The 14,480-nt window shown below is 41.7% G+C and carries 12 protein-coding genes; 8 read left to right on the top strand and 4 right to left on the bottom strand.

Annotation, left to right across the window (positions count from 1 at the left end; genetic code table 11):
* Positions 1–149 precede the first annotated feature (149 nt).
* Positions 150–1,649 (top strand): malate:quinone oxidoreductase, encoded by a 1,500-nt coding sequence (locus GWR56_RS16280; protein ID WP_162432271.1) that lies wholly within the window; start codon positions 150–152, stop codon positions 1,647–1,649.
* A gap of 29 nt (positions 1,650–1,678) precedes the next feature.
* Here GWR56_RS16280 and GWR56_RS16275 read toward each other — a convergent pair whose 3' ends face one another.
* Entirely contained in the window at positions 1,679–4,177 is a 2,499-nt protein-coding gene (locus tag GWR56_RS16275; RefSeq protein WP_162432270.1) for a gliding motility-associated C-terminal domain-containing protein, read from the bottom strand.
* Positions 4,178–4,411: 234 nt separating this feature from the next.
* Here GWR56_RS16275 and GWR56_RS16270 point away from each other — a divergent pair, with 234 nt between their 5' ends.
* The 7 genes from GWR56_RS16270 (at position 4,412) to rseP (ending at position 11,677) form a co-directional block, all read left to right on the top strand.
* The gene (locus GWR56_RS16270; RefSeq protein ID WP_162432269.1) at positions 4,412–5,362 is read left to right on the top strand and encodes a glycosyltransferase family 2 protein; all 951 of its coding nucleotides are present in this window, start codon (positions 4,412–4,414) and stop codon (positions 5,360–5,362) included.
* A 106-nt stretch (positions 5,363–5,468) separates the two neighbouring features.
* Positions 5,469–6,446 (top strand): glycosyltransferase family 2 protein, encoded by a 978-nt coding sequence (locus GWR56_RS16265; protein ID WP_162432268.1) that lies wholly within the window; start codon positions 5,469–5,471, stop codon positions 6,444–6,446.
* Between the two features lies 1 nt (position 6,447).
* Complete coding sequence (locus GWR56_RS16260; protein ID WP_162432267.1) at positions 6,448–7,176, top strand: hypothetical protein; 729 nt, start codon at positions 6,448–6,450, stop codon at positions 7,174–7,176.
* 2 nt (positions 7,177–7,178) lie between these two features.
* The gene (locus GWR56_RS16255; protein WP_162432266.1) at positions 7,179–8,678 is read left to right on the top strand and encodes a GH3 auxin-responsive promoter family protein; all 1,500 of its coding nucleotides are present in this window, start codon (positions 7,179–7,181) and stop codon (positions 8,676–8,678) included.
* A gap of 38 nt (positions 8,679–8,716) precedes the next feature.
* Positions 8,717–9,094 carry a four helix bundle protein gene (locus tag GWR56_RS16250; RefSeq protein WP_162432265.1) on the top strand — a complete coding sequence of 126 codons (378 nt, stop codon included), beginning with the start codon at positions 8,717–8,719 and terminating at the stop codon, positions 9,092–9,094.
* A 60-nt stretch (positions 9,095–9,154) separates the two neighbouring features.
* Entirely contained in the window at positions 9,155–10,330 is a 1,176-nt protein-coding gene (locus tag GWR56_RS16245; RefSeq protein ID WP_162433232.1) for a 1-deoxy-D-xylulose-5-phosphate reductoisomerase, read from the top strand.
* A gap of 15 nt (positions 10,331–10,345) precedes the next feature.
* Positions 10,346–11,677 carry an RIP metalloprotease RseP gene (rseP, locus tag GWR56_RS16240; protein ID WP_162432264.1) on the top strand — a complete coding sequence of 444 codons (1,332 nt, stop codon included), beginning with the start codon at positions 10,346–10,348 and terminating at the stop codon, positions 11,675–11,677.
* A gap of 287 nt (positions 11,678–11,964) precedes the next feature.
* On the opposite strand, the gene GWR56_RS16235 is transcribed toward rseP, so the two are convergent.
* From GWR56_RS16235 to GWR56_RS16225, 3 genes are read right to left on the bottom strand one after another with little or no spacing between them, the layout of a single operon-like run.
* Positions 11,965–12,513 (bottom strand): DUF4199 domain-containing protein, encoded by a 549-nt coding sequence (locus GWR56_RS16235; protein WP_162432263.1) that lies wholly within the window; start codon positions 12,511–12,513, stop codon positions 11,965–11,967.
* A gap of 29 nt (positions 12,514–12,542) precedes the next feature.
* Positions 12,543–13,211 carry a hypothetical protein gene (locus GWR56_RS16230; protein ID WP_162432262.1) on the bottom strand — a complete coding sequence of 223 codons (669 nt, stop codon included), beginning with the start codon at positions 13,209–13,211 and terminating at the stop codon, positions 12,543–12,545.
* 10 nt (positions 13,212–13,221) lie between these two features.
* Entirely contained in the window at positions 13,222–14,475 is a 1,254-nt protein-coding gene (locus GWR56_RS16225) for a dihydroorotase family protein (protein ID WP_162432261.1), read from the bottom strand.
* Positions 14,476–14,480 lie beyond the last annotated feature (5 nt).

Here is a 14,480-nt window from a genome sequence, read left to right as displayed (position 1 = left end):
TGCGTCTGCATATAAAAGGGGGTATAACACAACATTACAGAGTGGGCATATTGCGCATTAGTGTAACCTCTATATCATTTATTAGTTTACAACAGGGTATTAATCTATCTAATAATTTATTTGAATGTATCTTTACATTCAATAATATCATGAATAAAGGCAGTAATATTTCAAATACAACGGTTGATGTAGTTTTAGTTGGCGCGGGCATTATGAGCGCAACACTTGGGGTAATGCTTAAACAGCTGCAGCCCGATCTTACCATCGAGATTTTTGAACGTTTGGATACCGTTGCTGCCGAAAGCTCTGATGCCATGAATAATGCCGGTACAGGCCACTCCGCATTTTGTGAACTTAACTACACCCCACAACGCAAGGATGGCAGTATTGAAATTACAAAGGCTATAAAAATTGCCGAACAATTTGAAATAACCAAGCAGTTTTGGGCCTTTTTAGTAGAGAATGGCTATGTTGGCGAACCGCAAACCTTTATCAGCAAAGTACCTCACATAAGTTTTGTTTGGGGTAATGACAATGTAGATTACCTTGAAAAACGCTGTGACGCATTGGTTAAGCATCACTTTTTTAAGGGGATGCAATATGCTGAAGATAAGGAGCAGCTTAATAAATGGATGCCGCTGGTTATGGAGAATCGCGATCCCGAGCAAAAAGTATCGGCTACATATATGGATATTGGTACCGATGTAAACTTTGGCACCCTTACCCGTAGCCTGGTTGACAAGCTAAAACAAAAGCCCGGTGTCACCTTAAGCCTTAATCATGAAGTAGATGATATAAAGCGTAATAAAGATAACACCTGGCAGATAAAAGTTAACGATGCTAAAAGCGGGAGCAGCCGAAAGCTTGACGCTAAATTTGTTTTTGTGGGCGCCGGTGGCGGTGCCCTGCCCCTGCTACAAAAATCAGGCATACCAGAGAGTAAAGGCTTTGGCGGTTTCCCGGTGAGCGGGCAATGGCTGGTTTGTACAAATCAGGACGTTATCAATAAACATTCTGCGAAGGTTTACGGTAAGGCTTCGGTCGGTTCGCCGCCAATGTCGGTTCCGCACCTGGATACGAGAATTATCGACGGGAAAAAGGCGCTGCTTTTTGGTCCTTACGCAGGGTTTTCAACCCGGTTCTTAAAAAAGGGGTCGTTGCTTGATCTGTTTACCTCCATAAAGTTTAATAATATATTACCACTGCTTGCTGTTGGGCGCGATAATTGGCCGCTTACCAAATATCTTATAAGCCAGGTGCTGCAATCGCCTGCCGACAGGTTGAAAGCCTTGCAGGAATACTTTCCCGCAGCAAAGGGCGATGAATGGGTATTGGATGTTGCCGGCCAACGCGTACAGATCATAAAAAAAGATGCGAGGCGTACAGGTGTGCTTGAATTTGGTACCGAAGTAGTTACCAGTGCTGATGGCAGCATCTCGGCTCTGTTAGGGGCATCCCCCGGCGCTTCAACATCGGTGCCTATTATGGTTGACCTGATATGCCGATGCTTTAAGAATAAAGCTAACACAGCTGAATGGCAGGAAAAATTCAAACAGATGATACCCTCGTACGGGCAGTCGCTTATTAATGACGAAGCCCTGGCTGATGCCACAAGGGAGCGTACCAGTAAAGTGTTAGGGTTGATTTAATAAAAATATTTGTTAAACCGATCTTTAACCTATCTTATCAGCGTTACGTAACCCGACTGCCTGTTGGTTTCATCTATCTCCAATACATAATAATATACTCCGGAGGGTAACGGCTCCCCTTTACTGCTGGTACCGTCCCAACTGTTGTAATACCCTTTAAACTGGCGAACCAACCGGCCTGACCGGGTATAGATAAACATATGGTTCCCTGGCAAACGGTCAAGGTACTTAATAGCCCAGGTATCGTTAACACCATCTCCGTTTGGGGTAAACGTATTAGGTATCAGCACCTTCTTTTTTACACGTATGGTTACGGTGGCGGTATCACTACAGCCGTTATCATTTAATACTATAAGTTGGTAGGTGACGTCGTCTCCGGGGGATGATACCGGGTTTGCGATGTTTGCGTTATCCAGGTAGGTATCCGGAAGCCAACGATAATACTTAGCCCCTGAGCCCTGTAAATTAACATTCGCACCAAGGGTAATAACGGTATCTTTATTAAATATTGTTGCGATAGGTTTATCAAATATCAAATGAACGGGCTGAAGATCGCTCAAACACTTGCCATTGGTAAGTTGCACAAATAGCATAGTGTCCCTTTTTATGATGCCGGTATACAATGTGCCCGAGTTTTCTTCAATGAAATTTTGTTGGGCATCAAACCAATGATATTTTTCACCGCTTTTGCCGCCGGCAACGCTTATGCTTGTGCTTCCTGCCTCACAAAGTATCGTATCACTGGTTACCATTATAGGATTGAACCTGAAAAAATGAACATTGATATTGAGTGTTTTCTCACGGCTATGATACGCGTTGGTTATTTTCACCGAGTATTGTCCCTCCTGGCTTACCATTATTGATGACGACGTACTTCCGTTTGACCATAAGTAACTTCCTCCTGAAAGTGTAGCATCCAGCTTAATTGTTTCAAAAGCACATATTGTAGTATCGGCAGGCAGGGTTACGTCAATTACCTGATCGTAACTAACCTTTATACTTCCGCTACCGCTGCACCCCGCGCTGCTGGTAACATCTACACTGTAAGTGCCCGGAGAAGTAACCAGCAGGGTTTGACCTGTGGTGCCGGTGTTCCATTTATAAGTACTGCCGGGCCATTTGGCATCAAGTAAAAGTGTTTGGCCGTAAAGCAATGTGGTGTCTTTGCCAAGTTTCGCCACCGGCAATTCCGATATAGAAACATTGCTGCTATAAGTTGCAGATGTCCCCTCATAATAAACAATTAAAGTAACATTGTATGTACCCGCTTTTTTATATAAATGTTTAGGGTTATATTCTTTAGATGTGTTATTAACACCAGACAACTCATCGGCAAAATCCCACTTTAAGCTATCAATATTATCAATTGATGATTTTAATTTGAATTGAGTAATATCTCCTAAACAATTGCCTGCATTGGAAAAGCCTATTTCGGCGAAAAAACTTTGATTAAACGTTGGTAAACCATAGGTGGCTGTTCTTCCCTTAAGAGATATTGCATTTTTTTGAAATTTACTATTTGCTCCTTCCTCATTAGGTTCTTCTATTGCATGTAAATAACTACTTCCATACTGGTCTACATATATTTTACCATCCGAAGCTAACTGTAAGGCCCCTAAACCACTAAGTTTTGCAATAGATACGCTCCTGTCTTTAATATCGCCACTGATTACAGGCAACTTAACCTGATATAGATTCAGAGGGGAATACTCATGCTCGGTGATATACAAATACTTCTCATTAGGCGAAAATTCTACACCATATGCACCAAACCCATTAAAGTTTGTAAGGGTTACCGGATTGGATACAACTCCTGTTTCTTTATTAAAATCGTAAATTTCAGTTAGCTTATCAGGAAAATAAATTGCGGCCGCAAGTTTGTTACCCTTGGGTGAGGCTTTCAAATAGCCAATTGTACTGCTATAACTCATACCCATTACCGTACCTACGGAAGTGATAACAGGTTTGGGCTGAAATCCATCTTTTGTTATTAAGTAGGTATAAAAATCATTTGATAAATATTCGTGTGTAACAACCCATATATCTGAACCATTCTTATGTTTAACAGCAGTAATTTTCTCAGTAGATTTTTCCAGAATTAAAATATTTTTTTCTATTACCTCGCCCACACCCGCCTGTTTGGAAATATCTACAATAGAATAATACAGCGAACCGCCCTGAAGCGCAATGCTAAATACGAAAAACAAATTTTTGTTAGTAGGGTGCTGAATAATAACGCCTGATTGTGTAGATGATGGATCGCCTAGTAAGCCCTCGCCATTTACCATCTTACCGTGATTTTTAGTAAAAACGGTAATACCATCAGTATAAAACAATAATTTACCGTCATCATCGGCAATTGTTGCGCAACCCTCCCAAGTAGAAAGTTGTCCATCCGTTAAAGCAGTTGGTGGAGAAGTATTGAAATCTACTCCGGCATAATTTCCAAAATACCAAATATTTCCCTGCTTTTGAGCGATGGCAGGAATAGTAATACATAAAAACACCAGTAAAATGAGCTTTTTCAACAGCGTATAGAAAAGAAGTTTATATAATTTAGAGACTGCCGGAATAACTGAATGTTAGCGAATGGACGGTATGGGGGAATAGGATAAGGTTCATTTTAGAATAAGGTTTCATCTGCGTATAAAGTTATAAAAATTACCGAACCTTATCGGCTAATATTTCTACTTAAATCTTATTGTAATAACCATCGCTCAAATTTTATATTTTTGCAGCAAACCTAACAGGTTCCTTAATAAATGGATATATCAGTAGTAGTACCACTTTACGATGAAGTAGAATCATTACCAGAGCTTACCTCGTGGATAAGCCGCGTAATGGACGAGAACCGCTATAGTTACGAGATCATCCTTATAGACGATGGCAGCCGTGATGGCTCCTGGGATATGATCCTGAAATTAAAGCAGGCCAACCCTTTTATTAAAGCGTTCAAATTCAGGCGTAATTATGGTAAATCTGCTGCGTTAAACATTGGTTTCGAGGCGGCGCAGGGCAATGTGGTTATTACCATGGATGCCGATTTGCAGGATAGCCCCGACGAGATACCCGTGCTGTACCGCCGCATTACTGAAGACAATTACGACCTTGTATCGGGATGGAAGGCAAAACGCTACGACCCAATAACCAAAACGGTACCCACCAAACTTTTTAACGCGGCTACACGCAAAATGAGCGGTATACATAACCTGCACGATTTTAATTGCGGACTGAAAGCTTATCGTAAAGCGGTTGTTAAAAATATCGAGGTGTATGGCGAAATGCACCGTTACATACCCGTTATTGCCAAATGGGCAGGCTTTACCAAAATTGGCGAACAGGTGGTTGAACACCGCGCCCGTAAATATGGCAAAACCAAATTTGGATGGACACGCTTTATCAATGGCTTTTTAGATCTGCTGTCTATATTTTTTGTGGGCAAATTTGGTAAACGCCCTATGCATTTTTTTGGCGCAATGGGCACGCTGAGTTTCTTTGCGGGAATAGTTATAACCATTTGGATGCTGAGCGAAAAACTATATCTGATAGCTCATAAATTACCCTATCGGGATGTAACGGATAATCCGCTGTTTTATATCGCCCTGGTGGCAATGATATTAGGTTCGCAGCTGTTTTTGACCGGCTTTGTTGCCGAACTTGTTGCCCGCAGCGCTCCAGACCGTAACAGATATCAAATAGAGGAAACGGTTTAGATATGAGATTTGAGATATTGGATTTGAGACACATTCTTTATTGTGCCCATTTTAATAGCTCCGCGTCTTCTCATATTTCAAGTCTCATATCTCACATCTAAAAAATATGTTTTTCTCCATCATCATACCTTTATATAACCGTCCGCAGGAAATTGCAGAACTACTGGATACATTAACTAAGCAAACTTATACCCTGTTCGAAGTTCTGGTTATAGAAGATGGTTCTGTTGACCGGGCCGAAGATATTGTAAGGGGATATGAAGGCGAGCTTGATGTACACTATTACGAAAAGCCGAACGAAGGCCAGGGATTTGCCCGCAATTTTGGTTTTGAGCGCGCCAAGGGCGATTATTTCATAATTTTTGATTCGGATTGCCTGATACCTGACGACTACCTGGAAATAGTTAACAATGCGCTTGCCAACAATTGGCTGGATGCATATGGCGGGCCCGACGGCGCGCACAAATCCTTTACAGCAATACAAAAAGCAATTAGTTATTCTATGACATCGCCATTCACTACAGGCGGTATCCGGGGCAATAAAAAAGGCATAGGGCAATTTCATCCGCGTAGCTTTAATATGGGTATTTCGCGCCAGGCGTGGCAAAAGGCTGGTGGCTTTATTATTACCCGGCTAGGCGAAGACATAGAGTACAGCATCCGCATACATTCATTAGGCTTTAAAATTGGACTTATACCCGATGCCATTGTATATCACAAGCGCCGCACCGACTTTGTGAAGTTTTATAAACAATTGCATTTTTTTGGCCGCGCCCGTATCAACATTTATAAATTCTTCCCTTCGCAGCTTAAGCTGGTGCATTTTTTTCCGGCGTTTGCCACGCTTGGCATGGCGTTTACAATAATTGCCAACATAGCACATTGGCCTATTGCACAACTGTGCAATATTTTGCTATTGGTTTACATTTTGTTGATATTTTTTCACTCCCTGATTAAAAACAAATCAGCAAAAATCGCATTTTTGAGCATTATAGCTGCTTTTACACAATTGATAGCCTATGGGTTAGGCTTTATGCAGGATTTTTGGAAACGCGTAATATTAAAAAGGCCCTTAAAAACGTAGTATGTACCATCCTTTTTCTGTTGCAGAAACTATTAAATCTGCATGGATAATTTTCAGAAAAAACTTTGTAACCATAATAGTTTATTCTGTTGTTTCTTTTCTTTTGCTGGGGATACTTGGCGTTGTTATTGGTGTCTTTTACTCGCCCGAAGATTATTGGATATCGATGATCGTAACCTTTATTATGGTTTGGTTGCAGGCGTATACAACTTTAGGGCTTTATAAGTTGATTTTTACTGTTATCGACAGTGAATATTACGACTTTGAATTTATACAGGTAATACCAAAAGCTAAAATGGTTTGGAGTTACCTCGCGGTGGTGTTCATTTTCGCTTTTGTAATAACCAATCTGGGTATTTTGGTTGATTATTTTGACGATAGCCCTGACATCCAGTTTGCCATAGAAGTTGTTGCCGGTATTATTGGGCTTTTTGTTGCGCTCCGTGTTATGTTTTTTAACACATTTATCGTTGACGATGCCTCGGGGCCTATTGAATCTATCAAGCAAAGTTTTGAACTTACACGCGGGAATTTGCTTAAAGTTGTAGTAATACTGGGTATTATAATTTTGTTGATTGCTGTGCCTGCAAAACTAGCACAGTCATACGGGGTGGTAATTTTATCTATCTTGTTCACCTACCCTTTTGTGAATATTGTTTTGGCGGTCACCTACCGCAAATTGGTTTACAGCCATCAGGATGTGGATGATGATATTGCCGAAACCACGTAATTATGGGTTTTAAAGCAGCATTAAGCAAGGTATTTGCATGGTATGTAAACAGGCGGTTAAATAACATTCGCCGCAACGGTGTTGCGTTGCAGCAAAAAACGTTTAGTAACCTTGTACATGAAGCTAAAAATACCATCTTTGGTACCGATCATCATTTTGACTCAATTAGAAATTACGAAGATTTTAAAAAGCACGTACCTGTACGAGATTATGAAGAATTACGATCGTACATAGATCGTGTGGTAAGCGGAGTGGCTAACGTAATGTGGCCCGGCAAACCTGCATATTTGGCAAAAACATCTGGTACCACATCGGGCGTAAAATATATCCCCATTTCTAAGCAAAGCATGCCCGAGCATATTAAAGCAGCCAGGAATGCTCTTTTAAGTTATATCCACGAAACAGGCAAGGCAGACTTCGTAGATGGAAAAATGATATTTTTGCAAGGTAGCCCGGTACTGGCCGAAAAGCATGGCATACAAACGGGCAGACTATCGGGCATAGTAGCACACCATGTACCGGGATATTTGCAAAAAAACCGCCTGCCCTCCTATCAAACAAATTGTATTGATGACTGGGAGGAGAAAGTGGATGCTATTGTTACAGAAACTGCTAACGAGGATATGCGCCTCATATCGGGCATACCGCCCTGGTGCCAAATGTATTTCGACAGGCTATCGGCAGTATCAGGTGGTAAAAAGATCAGGGATATCTTTCCAAATTTTAAGCTGTACGTACATGGTGGCGTTAATTACGAGCCCTATCGGGCCCGCATGGAGGAAAGCATCGGTTTCAAGATAGATTCAATAGAAACCTATCCCGCATCAGAAGGTTTTATCGCTTTCCAGGATTCGCAACAGGAAAAAGGCTTATTGCTAATGGTTGACGCGGGAATATTTTATGAATTTATCCCCGCCGACGAGTATTTTAACGACAAACCTACACGCATTAACCTTAAGGATGTAGAGCTTGAGAAAAACTATGCCCTTATCCTGAACACCAGTGCGGGTTTGTGGGGATACAGCCTGGGTGACACGGTTAAATTCGTATCGAAAAACCCTTACAAAATTGTAGTGACCGGCCGCATTAAACATTATATCTCTGCCTTTGGCGAACATGTAATAGGTGAAGAGGTTGAACAAGCCCTGATGAGTGTGGCTGCCGAAGAAGGTATTGATATAATCGAGTTTACGGTTGCCCCACAGGTGGCACCCACTGACGGCGCATTACCTTACCACGAGTGGTTCATAGAGTTTGGCACCCAACCCCGGGACCTTGCAGCGTTTGCCCTTAAGGTGGATAAAGCTTTACAGAAAAAAAATATTTACTACTTTGACCTTATTGAGGGTAACATATTACAACCTCTAATAGTCAGAAACTTAAAAAAAGATACCTTTATAAACTATATGCGCAGCCAGGGAAAACTTGGCGGGCAAAATAAAGTACCGCGATTATCTAACGACAGAAAGATAGCGGATGAGTTAAAAGATTATATTGTTTAATTGTTGTATTGCTTTATTGTTGATTTTTATGGTATTAAATGGAAAAGAACTATCTACAATTAAACGATTTGACATGTTATAAAACTTCATTTGCTTTTACAAATGAAGTTTGGAGTATAGTTTTAAAATGGGATTACTTTGCAAAGGATACGATCGGGAAACAGTTTGTCAATGCCGCTGATTCGATATCAGCAAATATCGCGGAAGGGTTTGGCAGATATCATAAAAAGGATAAAATAAAGTTTTACTATTATAGTTTTGGTTCGGTTAAAGAATGTGTAGACTGGTGTAATAAAGCTTTAGCAAGAAATTTAATGTCCCCGGATACGCATGCAAGATTATTGTTTACTTTAGAAGCCTTACCCAGGGAAATCCATCAATTAATAAAGTTCACAGACGAAAAGCTTAAGGTTTAACAAAGCAATTAATACTCAAACCGTTTGATCAGCAATAAAACAATAACACAATCCAACAATATCAAGAGTATAGCCATTCTTGGTTCTACAGGTAGCATTGGCACACAAACACTTGAAGTTATCAGGGATAACAACCAGATGTTCAGCGCGTTTATGCTTACGGCGCATTCTAATGCGTACCTGCTTATACAGCAGGCCATTGAGTTTGTGCCCCGCTACGCTATTATTTGTGATGATACCCGATATCAGGAAGTAAAGGAAGCCCTCGCCCACTTACCCATTACTGTTATGAGCGGGCACCAGGCCATCAAAGAAACGGTTACGCACCCCGAAATTGATATTGTGTTAACTGCTATGGTTGGTTTTGCCGGGTTAGAGCCTACGATAAACGCCATAAAAGCAGGTAAGGATATCGCATTGGCAAACAAAGAAACTTTGGTGGTTGCCGGTGAAATAATAACAGGCCTTGCCAAACAGCACAACGTAAAGATATTACCGGTAGATAGCGAACATTCGGCTATTTTTCAGTGCCTTGCCGGTGAGGATTATAGTAAAATTGAAAAAATAATTATTACCGCGTCGGGCGGGCCATTTAGGGGGAAGACAACCCAATATTTAGCCAATGTTACCCGCGAACAGGCCCTTAAACACCCAAACTGGGTGATGGGTGCTAAGATTACCATAGACTCGGCATCGCTGATGAATAAGGGCCTGGAAGTTATCGAGGCCAAATGGTTGTTTGACCTTCGGGCCGACCAGATAGATGTAATTGTACATCCGCAGTCGATAGTTCATTCACTGGTACAGTTTCAGGATGGTTCTATAAAGGCACAAATGGGTTTGCCTGACATGAAACTGCCTATATTATATGCCCTCGCCTATCCAAACCGGGTAACAACAAACTTTATACGGTTTGATTTTATCAACCACCCTCACCTTTCGTTCGAAAAACCGGATATAGATACCTTCCGCAATTTAAGGCTCGCCTATGAAGCATTGAATCAGGGTGGAAATATGCCATGTATTATCAACGCCGCAAACGAGGTTGCGGTGGCCGCGTTTTTGAAGAACGAAATAGGATTTTTAGCAATGAGCGATATTATCGAAACCTGTATGCAAAAGATCCGTCTCATTAAAGAGCCATCTTTACACGACTATTTGAATACTGATAAAGAAACACGCATATTTGCGCAAAATTTAATACAACAAATGCCGTTAAAGGCTATACAATCTTAATATATAATATAACGGATGAGCGTTTTGATAATGGCCGGCCAACTAATACTTGGTCTTTCAATTTTAGTGATACTGCACGAGTTCGGGCATTTTTTAGCCGCCCGCGCTTTCGGGATAAAGGTGGAAAAATTTTATCTTTTTTTTGATGCCTGGGGTGTAAGCCTGTTCAAATTTAACTATAAGGGTGTTGAGTACGGCATTGGGTGGTTGCCACTAGGCGGCTACGTTAAAATTGCCGGAATGATAGATGAATCGATGGATACCGACCAGCTGGCCGGCCCGCCGCAGCCATGGGAGTTCCGTTCAAAACCGGCCTGGCAACGCTTAATTGTAATGCTTGGCGGTATTATTGTAAATATTATAGTAGGTATTTTCATATTTTGGGTATTAACCATGCGCTATGGCGAAACCTACACGCCAAACGCCGAAATAAAAAATGGTATAGTGCCGGGTGTTATAGGTCAAAAGATGGGGCTTAAGGCCGGCGATAAGATATATGCCGTAAACGGCAAACCAGTTGAGCGCTTTGAGGATCTGATAAGCTCTAAGGTCTTGCTTGATAAAACTATACTGAATGTACGACGCGGTGCCCAAACATTAGATATAAAAGTGCCTCCAACCATACTAAACGATTTATCGGACTATGGGATCGAGGAGTTTATAAGCCGCTTGCCCCGTGTGAAATTTGCTATTGATACGGTTGCTGCAAACAGCGGTGCCCAAAGCGCCGGGTTAAAAAAGGGCGATAGCATAATAGCAGTGAACGGTAAAGCGATTACCTATTTTGACCAGATGCAGGCGCAACTGCGTCAAAACAAGAATAAAGAAGTGGAACTAACCATTAAGCGCGACACGGCGGTGAAAGAGGTTAAGGCCAGAATTGATAAAGATGGCGTGTTAGGCTTCAAACCAAAGGCTTTATTGCCAAAAGATACGACCATCAGATACGGTTTTTTTGCGTCGCTCCCTGTTGGGGCTGCCAAAGCCTGGGGTATGTTCACCGACAATGCGAAAGGCATTAAAAAGATATTTACCGGGCAGGTCAAGGCGCGTAAGGCCATATCAAGCCCTATAGGCATTGCTGTAATGTTTGGCAGCCATGTAGACTGGATCCGTTTTTGGAGCCTTGTGGGCTTTCTTTCGATGGTATTAGCGTTAACAAACCTACTGCCTATCCCCGGCCTTGATGGCGGACATACCGTATTCCTGATTATAGAGATGATAAAAGGCAAGCCGCTAAGCGATAAGTTCCTGGAACGCGCCCAGATAGTTGGTTTTGTCCTGCTGATATCGCTAATGGTATTTGCCTTCGGCAACGATATCGTGAAGCAGGTAATGAAGAAATAGTTTAATCTCCAGCCTTCGTTAGCTAATGGCGCTTTGCATCGTATAAAGCCTATCTATTAATTTAGATAGGCTTTGTTTATTATACTATTAATGTCTTGCAGGCGCGTAACAAAACCCTGCCTGCCATCACTTGTTCAACCGCATCCTCAAGAGCAAGGTATTAGATTTTCTAAACTATTATCATATAAGAATTACTTACAAGGTTGTGGTAACCACGTAACATACGCCCGTTAACAAGAAAGCCGCTTCATAATTTGAAGCGGCTTTCTTGTTATAGACAATATTATTTAAACGGATGGATCTGTCGGAGTTTCGTCAATTACATCGTAAGCAGTACGCTCCTTTTTTAAGATGGCTGCGCTTATTAATGCGACAATGCAACCAAATATAAGCGTACTAATGGCGGTAGCAATAGCGCCAAATATTGCGCCGTATTTTGTACCCATTTCTAAGGCTTTATCTATTTGGTCTTGCGACATCCCTCTATCAGCCATCGCTGATTGTTGTTGCTCCATCGCTTTGGTCAGCATTTCAGGGCTTAAAATTGCAAGGTAGATATAAATGAATATGGCCAGCAATAATCCACTAAAAAGAGAATACCTGAAGCCCGGATTGAACGCCTGCCCAAATGTAATAAACCCACCTAACTGATCTTTATATTCTTTTTGTGCTAAAAAACAAAAGGCTATAAAAGGCAGATAACCTATATATTTTAAGCCGGAATTTTGATCGATATTAAGCAACTGAAAGGCATAAGTAATTACAATTGATACTGCTACATAAATTAATGCCCATTTGGTAGCAATTGCGGTGGGGTTAGGTGCTTTGGTTTCCATAATCAATTTGATAGGGTTTAAAATTTAATTTATTTAAAGCTAAACAATATTTCTAAAACAGCCATATCAAATGGTTTATTTATGGCATTATTTGCAACGGCGCCTTTATCATTGTCAGAAGCTTCCGGGTTTTGGAAAAAGCACATCATCGGGTAAAATAATTCTTTCACTTCCGAATCTTCGGCGAGCGTTTGTGCTACCTTTTTAATCTCGCTTACAGGGCTTTCAATAAGTACCTGGTGTGCTATAACCGGTTCGTAAATACGGTATTCGTCCTGAAACTCGTCTTCATCAACCAGTAAAAATTCCTTCAGATAATCTTCCAGTTCGGGTTCAATATTTTCATCCTCGCACTCATTTAAGTATAACAACAAGTTCAGCAGTTCGGTGCCTCTGTCAAGCGTCCGTTCTTCAATATCTTCCCATTCAGGAGTTTCCAGATAGTCATCTTCCAGCTTTTTAACATCCTCGCTAAAAAAGTTGATCATCAGCAGATCAAAAAATACCTCACGAAGCTCTTCCAGTTGAGGAGCATCATCAAAAACGGCATCCAAAGCATCTACTTTGCTCATAAAGTCATCATCGGATGAAAATACGGTCTCGAATTTGGTTTCAAGAGCGGCAGCGTCAAAGCCGCCATATTGTGTAAACGCCTGTAAAGCACCTATAACGGCTGATCTTACTTTTGGGTCGGTCATGTGGTTATGTTTAATTTTTAAAGATTTGATTGTTATTACAGGTTAACAATACTTTCCCCTTTAAGTTCTGCCCTAAAAAAGGCGAATTATAACTTTTCGATCTGTTATTGTCCCTTGTGTATTCCCACCCTGCGTCTGCACTAAACAACACCAGATTGGCATTGGCGCCTTCGGTAATTTGCGGTACATCAATATTCAATATCGTTCGTGGGTTTATAGCCATTTTTTCAACAATCAGTCGCGGGGACAGGCCGGCCTTTAAGGCCAGCGAAAACGCTGTCTGTAATCCGATAATACCGTATTCGGCCACCTCAAACTCTACGTCCTTAAACTCAATTTCGTGGGGTGTGTGCTGGCTTACAATAGCATCAATAGTACCATCTTCTAAACCAGCTATCAGGGCATCTACGTCCCTTTTTGTTCGCAGTGGTGGTTTCACCTTATACAGGCTATCGAAACCCATTAAGGCTTCATCGGTAAGTACCAGGTTATGTGCCGCAACATCGCAGGTAACTTTCAAACCCTTGCGCTTCCCCTCGCGTATCAGGTCTACGGCATGATGAGTAGATATGGTTGTGAAGTGTATCGCGGAGTTCGTGTCCTCGGCAAGATAAAGGTCCCGGGCTATCATCAATTCTTCGGCGAGTGCCGGGATGCCCTTCATGCCCAGCATGGTACTTACTACGCCTTCGTTTACTTTTGCCTTTCCGGCGATTGAAGTGTCCTCGGGATACGAGATAACCTTTGCGCCAAAGTTTTGTACGTAAAGAAGGGCACGCTCCATCAGTCCGGCATCCTGTACAGGTCGGTTACCATCTGTGAAAGCCCTGGCGCCGCTTTTAAACATATCAAACATTTCCGCCATATCCCTGCCCTCTCGCTTGACAGATATAGCCCCAAGCGGATAAATATCAACCAAGTTGTTCTTGGCTCGGTTAAACAGGTATTCCACTTCGGCTTTTGAATGTACGGGAGGGTGAGTATTTGGCATTAAAGCTATCCCGGTAAATCCACCCGCTGCTGCTGCCGCCGTACCGGTTTGCAGATCTTCCTTGGTTTCAACACCCAACTCTCCAATATTACAGTTAAGGTCAAAAAAACCGGGGGAAACATACTGACCTTTAGCATCAATGATTTTAACATCGGCACCAATTGATTTGTCTATTTTTGTGATAATGCCTTTTTCAATTAAAATATCAGCAACCTTATTATTAAAGGGCGAGGCTGGATCTACAACAGTGGCGGATTTGATAAGCAAATTCATTAGCG

The organism is Mucilaginibacter sp. 14171R-50 (genome assembly GCF_010093045.1).
GTDB lineage: Bacteria > Bacteroidota > Bacteroidia > Sphingobacteriales > Sphingobacteriaceae > Mucilaginibacter.
This window is presented reverse-complemented; position numbering and strand designations above follow the sequence as displayed.

Coding starts and splice junctions, on each gene's coding strand:
- GWR56_RS16235 (WP_162432263.1), bottom strand. CDS start 12,513: ATGGAAACCAAAGCACCTAACCCCACCGCAATTGCTACCAAATGGGCA.
- GWR56_RS16265 (WP_162432268.1), top strand. CDS start 5,469: ATGTTTTTCTCCATCATCATACCTTTATATAACCGTCCGCAGGAAATT.
- GWR56_RS16225 (WP_162432261.1), bottom strand. CDS start 14,475: ATGAATTTGCTTATCAAATCCGCCACTGTTGTAGATCCAGCCTCGCCC.
- GWR56_RS16230 (WP_162432262.1), bottom strand. CDS start 13,211: ATGACCGACCCAAAAGTAAGATCAGCCGTTATAGGTGCTTTACAGGCG.
- rseP (WP_162432264.1), top strand. CDS start 10,346: ATGAGCGTTTTGATAATGGCCGGCCAACTAATACTTGGTCTTTCAATT.
- GWR56_RS16280 (WP_162432271.1), top strand. CDS start 150: ATGAATAAAGGCAGTAATATTTCAAATACAACGGTTGATGTAGTTTTA.
- GWR56_RS16260 (WP_162432267.1), top strand. CDS start 6,448: ATGTACCATCCTTTTTCTGTTGCAGAAACTATTAAATCTGCATGGATA.
- GWR56_RS16250 (WP_162432265.1), top strand. CDS start 8,717: ATGGAAAAGAACTATCTACAATTAAACGATTTGACATGTTATAAAACT.
- GWR56_RS16255 (WP_162432266.1), top strand. CDS start 7,179: ATGGGTTTTAAAGCAGCATTAAGCAAGGTATTTGCATGGTATGTAAAC.
- GWR56_RS16270 (WP_162432269.1), top strand. CDS start 4,412: ATGGATATATCAGTAGTAGTACCACTTTACGATGAAGTAGAATCATTA.